General features: G+C 54.1%; 11 protein-coding genes. 9 read left to right on the top strand and 2 right to left on the bottom strand.

The window, feature by feature from the left end; translation table 11 throughout:
- Positions 1 to 73: 73 nt before the first annotated feature.
- The gene (locus tag NO931_RS13485; RefSeq protein ID WP_256392853.1) at positions 74 to 2,659 is read left to right on the top strand and encodes a PD-(D/E)XK nuclease family protein; all 2,586 of its coding nucleotides are present in this window, start codon (positions 74 to 76) and stop codon (positions 2,657 to 2,659) included.
- On the top strand, positions 2,652 to 5,525 hold the full coding sequence (locus NO931_RS13490) for a UvrD-helicase domain-containing protein (protein WP_256392854.1): 2,874 nt from the start codon (positions 2,652 to 2,654) through the stop codon (positions 5,523 to 5,525). Before NO931_RS13485 ends, NO931_RS13490 begins: the two co-directional genes overlap by 8 nt.
- 228 nt (positions 5,526 to 5,753) lie before the next feature.
- Here the strand turns inward: NO931_RS13490 and NO931_RS13495 are convergent, their stop codons facing one another.
- Positions 5,754 to 7,997, bottom strand: a complete 2,244-nt coding sequence (locus NO931_RS13495; protein ID WP_256392855.1) for a Piwi domain-containing protein — start codon at positions 7,995 to 7,997, stop codon at positions 5,754 to 5,756.
- Between the two features lie 113 nt (positions 7,998 to 8,110).
- Here NO931_RS13495 and NO931_RS13500 point away from each other — a divergent pair, with 113 nt between their 5' ends.
- The 4 genes from NO931_RS13500 to NO931_RS13515 all read left to right on the top strand — a co-directional run bounded on the left by NO931_RS13500 (position 8,111) and on the right by NO931_RS13515 (position 15,388).
- Positions 8,111 to 10,630: a DEAD/DEAH box helicase gene (locus tag NO931_RS13500; RefSeq protein WP_256392856.1), complete on the top strand. Its 2,520-nt coding sequence runs from the start codon at positions 8,111 to 8,113 to the stop codon at positions 10,628 to 10,630.
- 137 nt (positions 10,631 to 10,767) lie between these two features.
- Complete coding sequence (locus NO931_RS13505) at positions 10,768 to 12,900, top strand: Aq_aa27 family P-loop NTPase (RefSeq protein WP_256392857.1); 2,133 nt, start codon at positions 10,768 to 10,770, stop codon at positions 12,898 to 12,900.
- Between the two features lie 571 nt (positions 12,901 to 13,471).
- The gene (locus tag NO931_RS13510) at positions 13,472 to 14,371 is read left to right on the top strand and encodes a tyrosine-type recombinase/integrase (protein WP_256392895.1); all 900 of its coding nucleotides are present in this window, start codon (positions 13,472 to 13,474) and stop codon (positions 14,369 to 14,371) included.
- A 408-nt stretch (positions 14,372 to 14,779) separates the two neighbouring features.
- Positions 14,780 to 15,388 carry a PH domain-containing protein gene (locus NO931_RS13515; protein ID WP_256392858.1) on the top strand — a complete coding sequence of 203 codons (609 nt, stop codon included), beginning with the start codon at positions 14,780 to 14,782 and terminating at the stop codon, positions 15,386 to 15,388.
- A gap of 418 nt (positions 15,389 to 15,806) precedes the next feature.
- Here NO931_RS13515 and NO931_RS13520 read toward each other — a convergent pair whose 3' ends face one another.
- Positions 15,807 to 16,121 carry a hypothetical protein gene (locus NO931_RS13520; RefSeq protein ID WP_256392859.1) on the bottom strand — a complete coding sequence of 105 codons (315 nt, stop codon included), beginning with the start codon at positions 16,119 to 16,121 and terminating at the stop codon, positions 15,807 to 15,809.
- A 180-nt stretch (positions 16,122 to 16,301) separates the two neighbouring features.
- On the opposite strand from NO931_RS13520, the gene NO931_RS13525 reads away from it, so the two are divergent.
- The 3 genes from NO931_RS13525 (at position 16,302) to NO931_RS13535 (ending at position 19,491) form a co-directional block, all read left to right on the top strand.
- A complete protein-coding gene (locus NO931_RS13525) occupies positions 16,302 to 16,562 on the top strand; it encodes a hypothetical protein (RefSeq protein WP_256392860.1) in 261 nt (86 codons plus the stop codon).
- Between the two features lie 188 nt (positions 16,563 to 16,750).
- Positions 16,751 to 18,040 carry a hypothetical protein gene (locus NO931_RS13530; protein ID WP_256392861.1) on the top strand — a complete coding sequence of 430 codons (1,290 nt, stop codon included), beginning with the start codon at positions 16,751 to 16,753 and terminating at the stop codon, positions 18,038 to 18,040.
- Complete coding sequence (locus NO931_RS13535) at positions 18,037 to 19,491, top strand: hypothetical protein (protein WP_256392862.1); 1,455 nt, start codon at positions 18,037 to 18,039, stop codon at positions 19,489 to 19,491. Before NO931_RS13530 ends, NO931_RS13535 begins: the two co-directional genes overlap by 4 nt.
- Positions 19,492 to 19,577: the final 86 nt, after the last annotated feature.

The following is a 19,577-nucleotide window of genomic DNA, read 5'->3' on the forward strand; positions in this document are numbered from 1 at the left end:
AAAGTCTCAGCTATCAGGCCCGCGGAAAATCTCCTCAGATACCTTTATTTGGGTTTGGTTGTCTCTTTACAGAGTGTCAATCACGCGGGCAAAACCACTCGACGATCTGTACGAGCAGGTCGCCGAGTACGATCTCGTTCTTGTTCCTGACGCGCCGCTTGCCAGCGCGTTGAACCGGCGACTCGATCGGCCGCATCTGGGAACCTTTGCGACGACGCCACGACGGCTCGCCGCCGGCAGGATCGAAAAGGCGGAGGATCGAACTGCCTTTCTCGAACTAGTCGAGCGGAGCGATCTCGACTGGAAACGGAGTGCCTACGCTATCGGGAACATCATCCAGTGCTGGGAGCACCAGGGACAGGTCGATTCCGTCCTCGAGTACGAGAGCTATGCCGACGACGTAACCCGAGAAGCGGTGACGTACATTGAGGGGCTGGAAACGACGTCGAAACGGCTGACCGAGTACCGCATCGAAGACGGGCAGGACGTTGCAGTCGTCGGAGAAGATCAGTTCACGACGCTCGAACGGTCGATCTTCCCGGAGACGTACGATACGTTTAGCCCCTTCTGTGAGGAAGCGTTCGAGTATCCGCCGTTCCGACTCTTCGACTCGACGGCAGCCATTATCGAGACGCTTGTCGACAGCATCACGATGGACAATGCGGACGACATCGCCGTCGTACTCGACCGCGGCAGTGCGTACTCCACGCTGGTAGAATCTGCACTCGAAGCGGCCGATATCCCCTTCTACGGTGGGCCAGGTTTCAACGACGATCCGGACCATCGGACGTTCTGCCAGTTACTTCGCCTCGCACACCGCGGGAGAGATACACGCGTCCGTGACGTCAAACCCGTGCTGAGGAAACTTGGTATCGATCTCGACGTTGAACACGATGAGAAACGGCTGCACGACCTCGACAGTCCTGTCGTCGAGTGGGTACTGGAGTTCTGTGAGTCGGTCGAATCCCAGACGTTCGACCAGGCGATCAACGCGTTCGAAGAACGCACTGAGCGATCACTCGATGCGTTCCGCGACGAGCTAGCGACGTTATGCCTTGATGACGAACACGTCACGGAGGACGCCGTTGATCGGCTCGAGTTCTACTTGCAGTCGTACGAAGTTCCAGTGGATCGGGAGAACGATGGCGTGTTGCTGGCCGATGCGAAGTCCGCTGCCTACGTCGATCGACCGACCGTGTTCTTCCTCGGACTCGACGAGGACTGGACGCACGCAGATCCTCGTCGGCCGTGGGTTGACCGTGACGCACAGTATACGAGGAACATCCAGCAGTTCCAGTTGTTGCTCCAGAGCGGTGCCGAACAGTACTACCTCGTACAGGATACGTCCGGTGGCTCTCCGGTCACGCCGTGTCTGTACTTCGAGGAACTCCTCGACGAGGAGTTCGACCAGTTTAGCGATCTCAACTCGGTACGGAACGGGCGCTCATCGTGGGGCCGAACGGACGGATTCGAAAAGGAGTCGATCGACGCGACGACGACCGAAATCGAGACGGTGAGCCAATCGAGTCTCAGCACCTACGTCAACAGTCCGCGCGATTACTTCTTCAGCCGCATCGTCGATGGCCCTGACAAGGATTACTTCAAAGAGGGAAACCTGTTCCACGACTTCGCGGAGTTCTACGTCGCACATTCCGATGCCGTTGACGCATCGATGATCGACGACGTCGTGGACATGATGCTCAAAGAGACCCGACCGTTCGTCAGGCGCGTCGACCGTGAGACGCGGCGGACGAAGTATCGCGTCGGCCTCGAAACGATCTGTGACTTCCTGGACGAGAACGTTCCTGCAGATGGGTCGTTCCTCACGGCCGAGACGGGCTGGGGAGAAAATATCTTCGCCGAGCACTTCGACCGCGAGATCGAGACGCCGATCACCGAGCGCTGGTTCGAGAACGACGACCTCGGGCTGAAAGGGAAGATCGACCTCGTTCACGGCCCACACAGGCTCGTCGACCACAAAAGCGGGAGCCTGAAGCGAGCCTCCCAAGTCGTAAAGAACTCGGCGATCGATCCGCCGAGCGACACGCCGAACTTCCAGGCGCTGTTGTATCTCACTCACTGGCGAACCCAACAGCCCCACGAGGAACTGGAGTTCACGTTCTTCCACTTCCTCGAGACGCTCGACGATGTCGTCGCCGGCGACGCCGACCTCGACGAGACGCTGACCACGGTTACGTACTATCCGGGCGATTTCGAGTCGTTCGCCTGGTCGCGTGAGACGTTCGAGGACCTACGAGAGAACGGCTACAGCAAGTGCCAAAAGATCCTCGGAAAGATCGAGTACGAGGACTACAGCGCCGTCTTCGAGGCAGCAGAACTACCGGACACGCGAGACAGCGACGAATTCATCGAATCGAGATTCGGCCAGACACTGGTCGCTCGGATGAAAGACGAAATTGGCGATTACAAGTACGTCACGAAGGGCTGTGAACAGCTCATGCGCGGGCTGATCAACACTCGCCGACACAACTACTTCCAGGAGGACCTCGACGCGTTCGAGGAGTTCGTCGACGAACGCATCGACGAGCTAAATCATCGACGACGGGGCGAGGAGCGCTTCCCTATTGAGGGACTCGCCGGTGAACCGAACTACCGCCGCGTAGACAACCGCGATCTCTTGCTCGAAACTGATGACTGAACCTACTCCAAACGACCAGCAACGAGAACTGATTGAGAGCACCGAGGGCCTCTGCCTCGTCGACGCTGGCGCGGGGACTGGAAAGACGTTCGCCGTCACGCGACGGTACGCGAATATCGTCAACCAGTCGGGCGTCGAACCGGAGGACGTCCTGCTGGTCACCTTCACGAACAACGCGGCGACCGAGATGAAAGAGCGGATCGTCGGCGAGTGCCACTACGGGATGCGTGAGCTCGCCGACGCGCCGATCCAGACGTTCCACTCGCTGTGTCACGATCTTCTGCAAGAACACGGTCACAGGGCGCCCGAGTACCTCGGGATCGACGACTCGATCACCGGCTCGACGAGGCTCGTCGACGACGACATTGTCGAGAGCGCGCTCTTTCGCGAGTTCATCGACACGTTCAGCGACGAACACCCCGAGTACGACGATCTCTTTCGGGCGCTGTCCGATCCTGGCGAGCTACTAGGCCTCATCGAGGAACTCGCCGCAAAGGGCGTGTTTCCGACGGACGATGGCTGGTATCGCGATGGCGAACGCCACCTCGACGGTGATTTCGAGGCGTTCAAAACGCTGTTCGACGAGGTTAACGAACCGCGAAACGGCGGCAGCAAGCAATCAAAACTCCGATCGAAGCTGAATCGTTACGGGAAAAACAAGCTGTATCTCCCGGACGCGCCCGAAAAGGACGAGATACGAGGGGATGAGAAGCAAGTCCCAGAGACGGTTGCACGCTACGCGTTCGACGAAGATCGGAGCGAGCTAAAGCAGTTCGTCCACGACATCTATCACGGGTACCTCCAGTTCGCACTGCGTCGGAATTACCTGAATTTCGGCTTCCTCCAGTTGTTCGCATTCGTCTTGCTCTGCGAGGATCCCGACCTCCGCGAGGAGGTCGGCTTCGAGTACGTAATGGTCGACGAGTTCCAGGACTCCAGCGAGATCCAGTTCAAGCTCGCGCTCCTGCTGGCCGGTACGGACAACGTCTGCGTCGTCGGTGACTGGAAACAGAGTATCTACGGCTTCCAGTACGCCGAAGTGGACAACATCGTCGAATTCGAGGATCGGCTGGACCGGTTCGCAGAGGAGCTAAACCACGACGCTGATCGGGTGGCGTTCGATACGGACGACGTGACGACCATCAAATTCATCGAGAACTACCGATCGACTCAGGAGATTCTGGATTTTTCCGAACACGGCCTGCTCGTTCCTGCGACCAGCAGCGATGACGTCGACGTCGAGGAAACCCGCGATCGAATCGTCTCCCTGCAATCGAACAGTGACCACGAGCAATCGAAGATCGAGGCGATCCAGAGTGAGGAGGAACACGAGGCGATCCTGACCAAGATCCAGGAGATCGTCGGGAACGACGAATATCAGGTCGAAGCCGACGATGGGGCACTTCGGACGCCGGAGTATCGCGACATCGCAGTGCTGACGCGGACGCGTGACTTCGGTCGCGAGCTGTTGCAGGTAGCCGACGAGTTCGAGTTCCCGATGGCATACGAGGGCGGGATCGAACTCTTCAGAACTGATCCAGCCAAACTGCTGCTCGCGTGGCTTCGGATCCTCGACGACGATCTCGACCGTGGCTGGGCAGTCGTCCTCGAAGAAGCGGGCTACACGCTCGATGAGATCAAGCAAGTGCTCGAAGAGGGGACGTATCCCGAGAACATGGTCGATTTCCGGGATGAGCTGGGCGAGCTGGAGATGCTCGGCGCTGTTGCACGACGTGTATTCACTCAGTATGGCTACACCGGGCCAACGGCAGACGTCATCTTGCACACGATCCAGTCAGTCCACGATGCGACCACGATGACGCGGGGCGACCTGATCCGATTCATCGAACGCGGTATCGAGGACGGCGCCACGCACGAGGTGAGCGCGAGCGCTGGGGAGAACTCGGTGACGGTCCAGACGATCCACTCTGCAAAGGGCCTGGAGTATCCGATCGTCATTCTCGCGAATATGAACAGCGGTCGCTTCCCGCCAGGTGGCGGGAGTAGTGGAACGATCTCGTATCAAGATCCGGTCGGGCTGCGCCAGCGCAAAGAGTATTCAGATGACGCTCACGGCATGCCCCACGTCTACGATAACTGGCGCTCGGATATTCTACGGAAGTGCCTTCCTCGAGACTACGACGAGGAGCGCAGGCTACTGTACGTCGCGATCACGCGCGCTGAGAGCCACGTCGTCTTCACCTCAGGCGAGGAGGCGAATACGTTCCTCGACGAGCTGCCTGTGGACATCGAGTCGGTTGTTCCGGACCCAGAGGAACCAGAAGTCGATACGACGACGCAAACACAACTCCAGATCGATACTCCCACGCCAGATGGCCCGACTGGGTATACGCCTCACACCTTGATGCAAGACAGCGTCTTCGAGGATGTCGACGACGGGAAGGGTATCGAGTTCGGATCGAAGGTCCACGACTTCGCAGAGGCGTACGCTCTGGGGGAGGATGTAGACCCAGAGAACGATGATGAGGAGACTGTTGCGCGTTTCCTCGACAGTCTGGATGGTAAGTTGCTGATCGAAGAGGAGGCGTATCTCCCGCTAACCGTCGACGGGGAGCAAGTGACAATCTCGGGCATCGTTGACCTCGTTCACGTCACGTCTGATAAAGTGGAACTCGTCGACTACAAGACTGACCGTGGACGCCACGCCGAGGACGAATATCGGAAGCAACTCAGCGTCTACTACCACGTCGTGACCGCACAGTATCCTGAGCGTGCTGTTTCGGTGAGCATCCTCTACACCAGTTCAGGAGTACGACAGACGATTGATCCACTTTCAGTGGAGTCGATTAAGGATGAGATTCGGGAAACAAGGCCCGAAAAATCAGCTCCTGATCTGGAATCCTAACTTCGGAAGATATCTGCTGTTTTGACCGTGCAGTTAGAACAGTTGGGAGGATAGGAGACACTATCACGCCAGCGAACCTGCACCTATGGGTCCGTTGCGACCGGTTCTGAGACAAATACATTGATCAGAATGATCCGTACCGAGTACCGCTACCGCGATTACCTGTCCTCGTTAGCTCTGTATCGACCGGCCATCAGTATCAACATCCCCCTATGGAAGAGTGATGTGTTATAGATACGCGGGGCCACGAATGACGCGACCAGGATCGACGTAGCCGTCGCTTACGTATTTCGCAGCCTGGTCGGCGTACTTGATAGGCACAGGGAGGCGAGTGCTCCGGGCAGGGCTTCCGTAGTGAATTTCCGACAGCCAGAACGACTGCCGAGCGAGGGTTTCGATGTCTGTGGGCCCGGAGTCTTTGATCAGACGGAACGTACGTGGGGTACCGACGTGGTTGTCGTCGTCAATCTCTGGTTTCCCGAATGCGTGAACGATCGCTTGATCACGGTCTGAATCAACGAATCCAACTCCTTTCTGTGCGATTCGGAACTCTCGCCCATTGAACTCGGCAATACGAGTCTGGTCGCGCTTGCGGACGCCGACGATGTCTATTTCTGCATCAACAGCGCTGAGTCCCTCTCTAATCGCCTCAATGTCTTCGTGAACTTTTCCATCCCTCAGGATAGTCAGCCGATCAAGTGGCTCGTCACGTTCGTCAGCGAAGTCGAATACGAGGTCCCTGACGAATTCGCCCACTTGATCGGAGACAAATTTCTCACCCGCCTGTTGTGTCGTAGACTCAGCAGCGAACGTTGAGCCGTCCCGCATCACAATACTCGCGCTCGCACCGGAGTGCTGTCCAGTTTCTTGATCGCGAGTTACGTCCAGCCCCATGAAGGCCTGTGTCTCTCCTGGCATCTCGTTGATCTGCCACGGAGTCCCACCTGCCTTTGCGATGACAGCGCTCAGTACGTTCACAAGTTGGTCGCTTGCTGCCTTGCGAGACGTAGCTATGATATCTTGTGCGGTCGATTTCTGCAGCATCTGAGAGGGAATTCCCTGCCGCATCAACGTCCGCTTGAGTTCGTCATAAGGATCTTCGACGCCGGGGAAGTCATCTGCGGCACCTTTGTCGGGCACCATTGCGATAACCACATCCGTTTCGTCGCGTAGCTGCTGATACACGTCACTGTATTCCGAAAGGCTCCCGAGTTCGTAGCTGTATCCGGACGTTCCTGCTGGCGCATTCCACTGTGCGAGCGTCTTTGCAATGAGATCAATGAGCCCTTGATGGATTTCCTTGAAGTTGGTAGGGAATAGGACGCCGACACGGTACTTCCCGGGTGAACGGTACACTCCATGGCGTTTGAGTCCGGAGCTCGGTTTGGATGCATGTTTTCCGTCGCCGTACGCGAGTCTGGACTCGCCCTCCCGCATATCAACGTAGTTGAACGCATTGTTCGATGGGTTCGACTCAAATTCGATATCAAGGCCAGGAAGGGTGCCAAGGTCGTCGACCAAATCATCGACGAGGTCGAAACGTTCGTCCGGCTCCATTGCTCGGCGCGTTGTAAACAGGTCGTGAAAGTCCCAGTCCTGTTCTTCTACTTGCTCGGTTCGAGGACTCAGTGTGAGTGCCCGAGGTACTTGGTCACCAGTGAAATCCCCATAATCGACTTTAACGAGTCGGGGGTTCTCTTCGATTAGTTCTTGTCGGACGTCTTCGTCGATTACCCCTTTCTGGTACTCAGCAATAACCTCGCCGAGGGAATTAGAATAGTCAGTATAGTGTAGCTCACTCCACCCTCTGAGCCACCCTGTTCCCGAATTGCTGTACACCTCGGAGTTGTGTTCGACCCGCCACGATGGAAGCTCTTCTCCAGTGGTGATCATCTCGTTGAGGGGTGACAGCGTGGCGAGACTATACCCTACACCAACCTGAAGCAGGACGATGCCATCGGCAGTAATGTGGACTTTTAGACTGTGTTTCCGACGGGCACCAAAATCATACTCTCCGCCACCAAACTCAATGTCCCGTCGAATGACTTTATCGAGGAACTGGAAAGTATACCGTGAGTCCGGGATCGAACGCCGAAGTGAAGACTGCACGAGACCCTTGATTTGGGCCCGATCTGAGTGAGTGTCTGTGCAGAGGGTCCTCTCACCAACTTTCTCAGGTCGAACATTGTATTCTTTCGCTGTGACAGATCGAGAGAGTTCTGTCGGAGAGATCACGTGCATCTCTCCGGACCCACCAACTGGTGTGCCGTGTTCTTTATCCAGCCAGTACGCAGCTGACTGCGTGAACGCTTGCCTGTCTTGCTCTCTGTCAAGTCCGCCGTCGACGGATAGACGATAGCGGTTCACCGAGATCTCGTGGAGGCGAGAGCTCCCTTCGACGTGAAAGAGGTAGACACCGGGATCCGTTGAAGCTCTCCAGCCTTCCCGCATCGTAGAGGTCTCCGAAGCCATCACGCATAGATAATGTCACTAATTTAAGTATTTTGGGGCTTGTTGGTAACATGTTGGATGGGGGTTGGAAAACGAGACGAACATTCAAATGGCCCGACAATATTTTTCGAACGATGCCGGAGCGTCCCTCGATTACCGAGACGGTATCGTGGTTGCGAGATCGGGACTATTACGCTGGACAGATTGTCGACCATCGGACGCTGCCTGGGCAGTCTGCATCGAAATCCTCCTTGGACATGCTGCCGGTCGTGAATGCCGCCCTGAACCGTCGGGGAATTGACCAGCTGTACGACCATCAGGTTCGGGCGATCGAAGCCGTTCGAAGCGGTGAGAACACCGTGATTGCGACCCCCACGGCGTCCGGAAAGTCCCTAACATATCTAATACCAGCACTAGAGCGAGCGGTGGAGCAGAACGAGAAGACGCTCTATATCGCACCGTATCGGGCCCTCATCAATGACCAAGCGAAGACCTTCCAAGAGTATGCTGATGATCTTGGGTTCGACATCGATGTCGGAGTCGGTGTTCAGACCGGGCGGACTGATAAGTCTGAAAGGAAGAAACTAAAGCGAGAGAAACAGCCTGATATCGTCCTCACGACCATCGATCAAATCCATCTCTCGGTCGCCCCCTACGGGAACTCGAGTCAGAATTGGAAATGGCTGTTCCACCAGCTTGGCACAGTCGTCATCGACGAGGTCCACATGAACCGTGGTCACTTTGGGAGTCACACCTCACTCGTATTCCGTCGCCTGAACAGGTTGTGTGAACGACTGAACGCGGATCCGTCGTACATCTGCTGTTCAGCGACAATCGGGAATCCTGTTGAGCACGCTGCGACCGTCACCGACCAGCCGCCGGAATCGTTCACGCTTATCGACGAGGATGCGTCACTGTCCGGTGATGAACATTGGCTGCTGTGGAATCCTCCACTGAAGTCGGATGATGAACCCGGTAGAGAACGTTCAATCGAGAATGAACCGGAGGGGCCACAAGGGGTAGACGAAGAGGCTCCAGATCGAAACAACGCCGAAGCACCGGCAACACCAGACACGAACAACCGCAGACCCAAACCACGAGCGATTCCTCATCGAGACAGCGTCCAAGGCGGGGAGCGACGTTCACATCACCAAGAGTCGATCCATCTGTTCACGGATCTGGTCCAGCGTGGGTACCAAACACTCGTATTCACCCGTTCTCGACAGGGTGCTGCACAGTACGCCGAGCAATCAGATCGCCTTCTGCGTGGCCGCAACCACGAGGAGCTTGCAGAGAGTGTTCATGCATATCACGGTGCGCTTGATAATGGCCCGCGTGTCGAACTGGAGGAGGCGCTTCGCAACGGCGACGCTCGCGGGGTGTGGTCCACAGAAGCAATGGAACTGGGCGTCGACATCGGGACATTGGACGTCGTTATCTTGGACGGGTATCCAGGGACGCGGATGTCGACGTTCCAACGGGCCGGGCGTGCGGGCCGTGGGGATGACGACTCACTGGTCATCCTCGTCGGTGGGGACGACCCGCTCGACCAGTATGTGATGCGTGATCCAGACCAACTGTTCGACGGTGGCGTTGAGTCGGCGATGGTGAACCCGAAGAACGAGGCAATTCTTCCTGATCACGTCGTCTGTGCGGCCGATGATTGGTGGCTCGAACCAGACGACAAGGCACATTTCGGAGAGGCGTTTCCGTCGATCGTTCGTCGACTGAAGGAAGAGGGGCGACTTCAGCCTGTGGATGAACGAGATCCGATACTCTGGGACACCGATGAGGACAGTCCGCAAATGAACACGGACATTCGCGGCATCAGAGGCCAGCAAATCACGCTCCGGGATCGATTGAGCAACGACCGCCTAGGGGAACTACAGTATCAGTCGGCAATGCGAGACGCCCATCCCGGCGCACTCTACACGCACCAGAAACGCACCTATGAGGTGGTTGATTTTGACTTAGCAGCTGGTGAGGCTCGGTTGGAATCGAATCAGACACAAGCCTACACGGAGGCAATTACTGACAAAGAAGTCATCGTCGAGGAAACAATAGAACGGGGGACCCTGGACTGGAACGGGATTGATGTGCAGAAGACGCTCGCTACCGTAACTGTCACTGAACGGGTCGAGAGCTACCTTTATCACAACAGTCCGCAGGACGATAGCCCCGTCGAGCGCTCGATCGACGACCCACTCCCACCCTCCGAGTATATGACAACTGGCATCACCTTGGAGTTCCCAGAGCCTCTTCAGACTGCCGTACGCAAACGAGCGACCGATTCGGAGGGCTGGGGGAACGCCCTTCATGCAGTCGAGCACGCGATGATCTCCCTGTTCCCACGGGAGGTACTATGTGACCGTGCGGATATTGGTGGGCTTTCGATAGAACGACACTCCCAGACGACCGGCGGAACTGTCTTCATTCACGATGGATTCGAGGGGGGAGCTGGCTACTGCCGGGCCGCGTTCGAGAGCCTGCACTCCCTGCTTGAGGAAACCCAGGCACTTGTGACACAATGCAATTGTGCGAGTGGATGTCCCTCCTGCATCCACTCTCCTCATTGTGGCAACGCGAACCGTTATCTCGACAAGCAACTCGGAGAAGTGTTGCTGACAGCGAGTCCAGAAGAGGTTGAGACGTAACCAGAGACCAGACATTTCCCGCTAACAATCACCAACGCCAATTCTCTCCGGTAGGGGTGGCCTCTATAATCAGAGCTGGCACCCTGTCCACAAATCAACTATCAATACTTATCCTACTCCCAACACGATGTCTGGCCATGCAATGGACGACAGACATCAATTTGGGTGGGTTTGGAAATCCAGCGGAAATGCAGTGGCAAACGGTGAAGAGCTGGAATTCGTTTACTGACTTCTTCGAAGACGCGGTCCACATTGACGCGGTCACCTACTGTGAGTCGCCAGAGCTCCTGCTCGATCTATTCGACAAACAGAGTGGCAAACTCGAGACGATGGATGTCCTCGTGGGAAATCGTGAAGAGTACCAATCGTCAGTCGACGATGCAACCGTTGCTCGGCAGCTCGAACGCTACTACCGGGAAGAGAAGCTAATTGTCCGCCTCAAGAATCGCAAGGTCGTCCACTCTAAGCTCTACCGGATCGTCAAACCCGATGATGAAGTGACGCTGATCTCGGGAAGCGCCAATCTCTCGTACAACAGCTGGAAAAACCAGACCAACAGTATCGTAGTGTTCGAGACATCGGTCGATAGCCAGCTCGATACGAAGTTTCAGAAGTGGATCGATGACCACCGCGAGAACTACGCTAATGAAATCTTCATGGAGGATCTGGCTGAAGAGCTAGAGGAGATTGATGACGAAGAAGAGAAAGAACGACGCATTGAACTGTGGATCGATAATCGCGATACACAGCTGACCGAACAGGGTGAGGTTCACTCGACAGTCGGCAAAGAACTTCAAGAGCTCGGTGGGGAAGTCGACAAATTTGTTGGGGTAACTGATGACCCCGAAGCGGCAGACGAAGTCGTCACGATCCAACACGAGGAGGTCGAGCCCGAGAACACAACAGGTCGTAACGGAGAGGAAGAACTTGCCGACGGGAGCGGGACGTCGGAAGGAATCAAGGCGGCGAAAACGCCGGAATACACAATTACTCTCTCGACCCAGGGGTTCGAGAACGATGGCTACGTCGACCAGATGAAAAACGACCTGAAACGGCGCGGAGCAGACGTTGGCGCCGACGCTATCACGACGCCCGTCGAAGGGTATACGAACTATCTCCAAACGCAGTACGACGTGCCGAAAATGTGGATCGATGATGATCGCGAGCGCATCCATCTCCAACACGGCGAACACCACCGTATCCTGACGGCCGATCATGACCCGGATCCCCAGGTTCTCGATAGTGCGCTGGCGAACATCGAAGCGTACATTGAGACGGTCGACAAGTGGGGTGAAACGAACAACGAGCAGGCGGTAATGGCCCACATGTACGAGGGCGTTCTCTATGGACTATGGGCGCCGTTTGTTAACCTGTATGCTCAGCAGTTCTTCGGCAACGTAACCCTTGACAACGCCCTCCAGTATCTGTATATCTTCGGCGAATCAGACGCCGGCAAAGACAAGTTCACCGAGTTCTTGTTGCGTCTCATCTCCGACGATCTTGTGCGAGGAAGCGCCGACGCCGACGACGTTGGGAAGAATCAGATCCGCTCTCTCAGAAATATTGATACCGTCTTCCCATACGTTGTCTCCGACATCTCGAAACAGAAAATAGAACGGATCGACACGTTGCGAAACTTCTGGCAAGATTCTTGGCATCCCTCGAACAACGTCTCGTACCCGACGATTATCTTCACAAGTAACGATTCTCGTCCGAACGACTGGTTCCGTAATCGGACGAAGATGCTTCACTTCGACGTCGCCTTCCCCTCGAATCCTGAAGACGAAGGATTCTATGAAGCACAGGAGGACCTGAACGCGATTATCGACGCTCGGAACCCGATCTTCTCGTACGTTTCGCGACGCATCCTTGGTGATGTGATGTATACTGACGCAGGAGGGACGGTCGACGATGTCAGGCGGACCTTCCTCGATTTCTACGAGCAGTCCGGACGCGAACTGCCTGGATATTTCCCCAAAGAGCCTGCGAACCGCGAGTACAATATTGGAAAGCGAAAGTGGCGCCAGGCGCGCGAACGAGGCGACGTTACCTTCGAGCGGCGTGACGATCACCTAATCGCAGATTTCGATCTTGAGCCACACGAACTCTACAGTTTCCGGAAGACGCTTCCGACCAAGATGCGACCCGAAAAGAGCGGGCGGAAGATCATTATCAAGAACCCCGACGACTTCGACGATTGGCTTGATAGTAGGAAATCAAAGAAGGATTCCTCCAATCGAGGCTTCCTCAGTCGTCTTCTGGGCCAGTAATCTCATTGATTCTCTGTCGCCATTGGTCTGGTATGAGAGACGTGGATATCGAGCGCTTCGCACCCATGAGGGCGTGAAAATCGTTTTGTACTACCAGAACGGGCATTGAGAAATCTAATGCCGGAGTCCTCATTCATTCTTGATTCTCCCTTTCTGAAGAAGAGATGGCACGAATCGGGAGGATGTGATAGTGGAATCGGAATGCGGATGCGCAATAGTCACCCCTGCGCTCATGCACCGGTTCTCGGCTTGAGCCACCGACAGACAGGATACAGAGATAGATTGGTGTATTCCCGTAAAACAGAGTAAGCAATCGGATCCTAATCAACCCGGTTCAGAAGGGGCACTGCAGGCTCACAGGACCTCAAACGCCCTCAGGATTCCTCTCGTTCAGTCTGACGAACGGAGGGAAATCGCGGATTTCAGATCGACCCGTTATCGGTTCGCGACTCACGACTATGAGTCTCGAGCCAATCGATCCGGAGACAGCACTCAAGCTGTACCTCACGGACAGGAAGCCGAACTCGCCGAGAGTTCGATTCAGTCGCACAGGTACCGCCTCAAGCACTTCCTGCGCTGGTGCGAGATGGAGGACATCGACAACCTCAACGACCTCACCGGTCGCAAGATCCAGCAGTACCGCCTCTGGCGTCGCGACGACGGTGACCTCTCCGTCGCCAGCGAGAAGACCCAGATGGACACGCTGCGCGTGTTCATCCGCTGGGCCGAGTCGATCGACGCCGTCGAGCAGGACCTCTCGACGAAGGTCCGTTCGCCGTCGATGACGCCAGAGCAAAACACCCGTGACGAGATGCTTGAGACCGAAGAAGCCGAAGCGGTTCTCTCGTACCTCGCCAAGTACGACTACGCATCCCGTGAGCACGTCACCGTCGCGCTGATGTGGCACACGATGATGCGTGTCAGCAGCGTCAACGCCCTCGACGTCGACGACTACAATCCCGGCGAGCAGTATATCGAGGTCCACCACCGTCCGGAGACTGACACGCCAATCAAGAACAAGAAAGACGGTGAGCGCCTGGTCGCGCTGTCAGATGACATCTGCATGCTGCTCGACGACTGGATCGAAGAGAAGCGACCGAATGTGACCGACGACTTCGGCCGTGAACCGCTCGTCGCGACGAGGGAGGGCCGCGCGAACAAGACTACGCTCAGGAAGTACGTCTATCAAGCAACCCGGCCGTGCTTCCGTGGGGTAGAATGCCCCGAGGATCGGGATCCAGAAGAGTGTGAGGCTGCTGTCAACGATCAGGAAGCGTTCAGGTGTCCCGCGAACGTCAACCCCCACGCCATTCGCAGGGGCAGCATCACACACTCGCTCAACAGTGACCTTCCCGACAACGTCGTCAGTGATCGCGCGAACGTGAGCCCCGCAGTCATTGAACAACACTACGACCGGCGTACTGAGAAAGAGAAGATGGAACAGCGGCGGGACTACCTAGATCGACTATAGCAGGGCCCACTAGCCCTGTAGACTCATTCTCCGACTCTTTCTCCTCCACAGATAAGATCAGAAAAACCCTTAGTGACCGTGTATTACCAGATGTTTGGTTTTACTATGACTAGGGAGGTCGCCCGTAGGAACGAACAATAGGGCGAAGATCAGTCGAACGCCGGTTAGATGACGTTGTTGAATTTTCCGAATGTTGATGGAGTTTGGATAGTGGCAAACGAGAGCCGGTGTCGAAAATCAGGCCCGCAGTGCCTGAGTGATCGTAAGGCCATAGCATTGTAGAACATAACGAGGGAAATTAAGCGGTGGAACTATTGGGTAAACGAAATCGATACGAGATCGGGACTATGGGCTGAGTAATTTCTGTTGTCCAGACAATTTATCATCCCCTACGAAATAAGGAGGTGTATGGGACTGTTTGACGGGAAAAATGAAGAGGACGTTATCCTGGAGAACGCCGATCTTGGTTGTGAACCACAAAATGAGTACGTGTCGAAAAAGCGTGTCGAGAAGGTCGACGAGTACCTTGAGCCAGGGGAGAAGGTCCATTTCCTAGCGAAGGATGGGGGCGGACAGTTGAAGATCGATGGGGAGAAAGAAGACGGTATCCTCAATGTCAGAACAGTGGTGACTGACCGTCGGGTATTGTTCATTGGTTCGAAAATGATTGGCTCCACACAGACCTCGATCGACTACAAGGACATCTCTTCGGTGGAGGTCAGCTTCGGCATGGTGCAGAAGCGGCTGAACCTAGAGACAGATTCGAAGGTTTTCGGGATTGGTGTCGGTAAGCTCGATAAAGAAGAGGTACAAGACATGGCACAGTTTGTCCGAGAGCAGACCCGCGAGGATCCCGAGTTGAGCAACTCTTCGTCTGGGTCTGGAGACACATCTGACACTTCAGATGAGGAAGATCCGCTAGATAAGCTCGAAAGGCTTGGTGACCTCCGTGACGACGGTGTCATCACCGAGGATGAATTCCAAGAAAAAAAGGAGTCACTCCTAAACCAGATTTAGACAAGTAGAGCGATAATCAGCAACAACAGTATTAGAGCAATTGCAACTAGGGTACGGTCTGAAATAGGGAGTTCTGGACTACTGGTTCCAGTGGTCAACACGTCCGGAAGTGGCCCGCGATAAGGTTTGGTATTTGTGGTATGGTCATGGACTGCTTCTGCACATTCTTCACAAAGGATATGGCCTTCCACAGATGGCGGGTTCGTGTCCGATTGCGCACCTGCAAACTTTACTTTTGCACTCCAGTTTCCTGCTTGTTCGTCGGTGATTGACACCGTGCCCTCACCAACGAGCACAGCATATCCCGGTTTGACTAGTTCCCCCTCTGGGATGTCTTCGACAAGGCCGACCTCCGTACCACAGACCTGACACGCTTCGACTTGATACGAGACCGACTCTGTGACCGCACTTTCCCGACTCATTGATCCGACTCAAAATCATACACAGAGTTTGCACAAGCAGGACACAGATACGATCGTTCAACGTTGGCCGTCACCTCTAGTCCAAAGAGTTTGACTACCACCTTCGGCACGCGGTAGTTCTTCGCCGCGGCGCTGAAACTGGTCGTGTCAACCGTCATGTTGTCACCGCCTGTCACAACAACTGGTACGCCCTCTGGAAGCCTGTCGACGTTATCTACGTCTGAATCAACGAACACATCTTCATCACAGTGGGTGCATTTCGCGGTTTCATATTCAATCGACTTCGATACTGCCGTTTCCCGTGTGCTCATATTGGAGAAAGATTCAGCCGTGATAATATCATGGTTATGGTTGGGGGTTCAATCCGATAGCCATCAGCTCCGATGGTATCGAACGACACTACAACCAGTGTACCGAGAAAGAGAAGATAGAACAGTTGTGCATTGGCATATAACCCCAATCTCATCTCCTTCGCGATAAATATCTCAGTTATGGACACTTTCGATGGATCACTAGAGGAACGAACGCGCCGCGTGCACGCGATCCTGGCCGCTGTAGCAGGGGATCCAGTCCTTGATGAGTCTTTGCGCGAAACAACGGAGGATGCGGTCGAGAGGCTTGATGACGCATTGGCCGACGGAATTGAGGATCCTTCTGGCCCTGATACATTGTTTGATTCCGAGCCAGTTGACCCTCCTGAGACGGATGGGCCCCGGCCACTTGATGAATTGTTTGACGATGATTCTAACTGATGATAGAGTAGAGTGTTCTCGTCTTTGTCAACGAGCGGCATTAGAAGTGCCGTATTCCTCTGTCTTAGCCTCGGTCACCCGCTTAGACCCTGACAAAGCTATATGACCGGTTTCGGCTCAAATTTTGTTGTGAGATGTTTCTACCCAACCAGAATTATTATATGTTTGTATAGACACCCTTATATGAAATGGGAGCGCCAGCCGTTTCCGAAATCGAAGATCCTGAACTTTACCATGTGCTTGAACAGCGAGATGCAGGCACTCTCTGTCGGGTTTTCAATCACTTCGGTGAACAGAATGAAGATCGGGACCCGACAGAATACAGCTCAGATGGCTGGAGACGGGTTGTCGCAGGGAACATCCCGAAAGCGGCACGCGAGTGGTTGGAAACCCGAGACACGCTTAGCCGGGAAAGCGTAGATCGTGTACATGCCGCAGCTTATCTGAACGAGAATTACGAACCCGATGAGGAACTTCGAGATCCGGACTCCTTATATGAATTGGCTATTTTGATCCACGAATTAGGTCTGAGTGAGTCATTAACCGAGATTATCGTCGCTGCACGCGTTCGGCAGAACGAACTCAAGCGAACGTGGACAATCGACCAATCGCTGAACCTGACAAATCTACAGTCTCGTATTGAGGATTTTCATAAGACATGGAACAACCGTGAGGAACAATCGAAAGCAGTGCTTGTGAGACCAGAACTTGCGGGGGAATCTGCGGCATCACTCCATATTTTCATCGAAAAGGGGGCGGGAGTAACAGAGAAGAACACATTTTCATTCCGGCAGGGCGAGAGCAACGACGAGATCCCGACTAATCCTTCACTGACCGAAATTCGATACCGTGAGGTGAAAGACATTCGCCTGTTATTACAGGTAGATAACGACGACACGAAAATCATTTTTACAGACGACTACTCATTGGGCTGGAATCGAGTATTAGACGTTTTATTCGACACGGTATTCAACATTGAAAACGTCACGAGTTCTTTAGAACGAGAAACGGTTGTTGAAGCAGAGGAACTACACGAGGAAGCGGCCGAGTCGATCTCAGCTGATGATGAACCGATCGAACAAGTGACTGAACTGATTCGTGACCGATCCAAAGAGGCGAAAATGGCAGTCGAAAACACTGACTATAGTGAGGCCAGAAAAGATGCGATAAAGGCGAAACTCGACAACATTGAACTCTCGGGGTCTGAGATTGAAGACGATCCTAATCTAGAAACAGAAGAATTTCGCCTGATTGGTCGAACGAATCTTGACGAAGTTTTCGTCAGAGTCGATATTGAAACTAGTTTCCTTCGATTCTTGCAGCGTGCTGACGAAGAAAGTCTGGCATTAGTAATGAACATTGATGGTCGACACGTAACAGCTCGGACAACGGGGCCACAACCAGTTGACGGCTCCCGGCTGGGAAGCGAATCACAAATTGCATTAAAACACTTTTTCGGGTATCCCACATCAATATGAACGAGAATCTTGCAGAGGCGCTGGATACGGCGATTTCTGAAAGTGACGCTGGGCGGTTTGAACTCGGTGAAGTTCCTGCGGAACTTCAGGGGAGTGACTACGTGAATGGTACAGAAAGCCTCCCTAACCGATGTCAACGTCCTGGCTGTCGAAAGTCCTGTGCGCAGACACGTCGCGAGGACGGCAAAGTCGTAATGCAGTGTAGGCGCGAACTCAACCCGCACGAATTTACTGTAGACTCATCTAATTTCACTTTTTACGATCTCGATTTTGGCTCGATTTTAGAGACCATTACTTCCCATTTAGACGAGGAAATAAAAAATTCTGACAGGGATCTACCACGACAAGTTACGGCGTTTACCGAGTCAGGCCTTCGCGTGGTGTTGCCAGTCGCACCTAGTGAATTTGACCGTGAGATGATGGAGGTCTACGCGACGGCTTTACAGTTAGAGCAGCCGACTCTCTTGATAACGCCAGAAGATCGTTTGGAGGATTTGCTTGACCTTGCGTCCCTACTGTCTACGGGTAGTTTAGTGTACGCTGCTCCAATTAGTGGGCTTCATGAGATGACTGACCACCTTCAAACAATGGCGAACACTGCCCGGTCAATTAAGGATCTCGAACAGGAGTTCATAAGCTCTCGATACGACGAGGATGATGCAGAACTCGTCCATCAGGTGAATATCAACCCCCGATATATCCTAACAGAGTTGAACCATATGCGGCTACTCAGGAAAGCCGGGAGACTTTCTGGAGGGGACCGTTTGGAGACCATCTCAGAGCTCGCCTTCTCACATCTATTTTCGACCTATCCTGGAGAAGGTGGTGAAGACAGTAGTGGACAGAGTTTGCCGGACAATTTGTATTGGATTCCTCAACTCGCTGCGGGTGACCGTCCCGCGTCGATCTTGGGTGTTGTTGATGCGAAATCAGGAAACTATGCAAATTTCGGAAAAGAAGAAGCACGTGGAAAACACGATGAATATTTGGAACGTGCTGAGCGCGAGAAGATCGAGGTAGACAGAGTTGCCCACACGTTCTTGATACTCGAATTCAAAGGACAAGCAGAGATTGAATTCTTCGACAAAATGGATGTATTCTATGGCAAAGATACACACTTGGTTATTTTCACCGCTGATGCTCTCGCTATGATTATGTCTGCTTACTTGGCAGCAACAGTCTCGAACGAACTTGAGCTAATACGTGGTGATTTCAGAAGCATCATTTATGCTCTATTCGAGCCTGATGAATTCAAGAAACGGGACTTACATGAAGAGATACGCAATGTGGGTCGAGGCGAGGAAGAGTATATAAATCAATACCTTACGCGTCCTCAATTATTAATAGTTACAAAAGAGGTAGTGGATAGATTACTAACAGATGCACTCAACTCGTCAAATGAGATTGAAAGCGTGTACGAGCGGTACTTCAGCGACATGCCCGATTTTTAGAATCCCGTGAGATCACCCCTTTTGAGGACGTAACGGCCCAGAACTATCTCGTCCAATTGAACAAGTCAACAATGACTTTATACTAG

The organism is Natronoarchaeum rubrum, from assembly GCF_024494695.1.

Bases quoted from the DNA above. Each gene is read 5' to 3' on its own strand.
- NO931_RS13525 (WP_256392860.1), top strand. From the start codon at position 16,302: ATGGACACTTTCGATGGATCACTAGAGGAACGAACGCGCCGCGTGCAC.
- NO931_RS13490 (WP_256392854.1), top strand. From the start codon at position 2,652: ATGACTGAACCTACTCCAAACGACCAGCAACGAGAACTGATTGAGAGC.
- NO931_RS13530 (WP_256392861.1), top strand. From the start codon at position 16,751: ATGGGAGCGCCAGCCGTTTCCGAAATCGAAGATCCTGAACTTTACCAT.
- NO931_RS13520 (WP_256392859.1), bottom strand. From the start codon at position 16,121: ATGAGCACACGGGAAACGGCAGTATCGAAGTCGATTGAATATGAAACC.
- NO931_RS13515 (WP_256392858.1), top strand. From the start codon at position 14,780: ATGGGACTGTTTGACGGGAAAAATGAAGAGGACGTTATCCTGGAGAAC.
- NO931_RS13505 (WP_256392857.1), top strand. From the start codon at position 10,768: ATGCAATGGACGACAGACATCAATTTGGGTGGGTTTGGAAATCCAGCG.
- NO931_RS13535 (WP_256392862.1), top strand. From the start codon at position 18,037: ATGAACGAGAATCTTGCAGAGGCGCTGGATACGGCGATTTCTGAAAGT.
- NO931_RS13500 (WP_256392856.1), top strand. From the start codon at position 8,111: ATGCCGGAGCGTCCCTCGATTACCGAGACGGTATCGTGGTTGCGAGAT.
- NO931_RS13495 (WP_256392855.1), bottom strand. From the start codon at position 7,997: ATGGCTTCGGAGACCTCTACGATGCGGGAAGGCTGGAGAGCTTCAACG.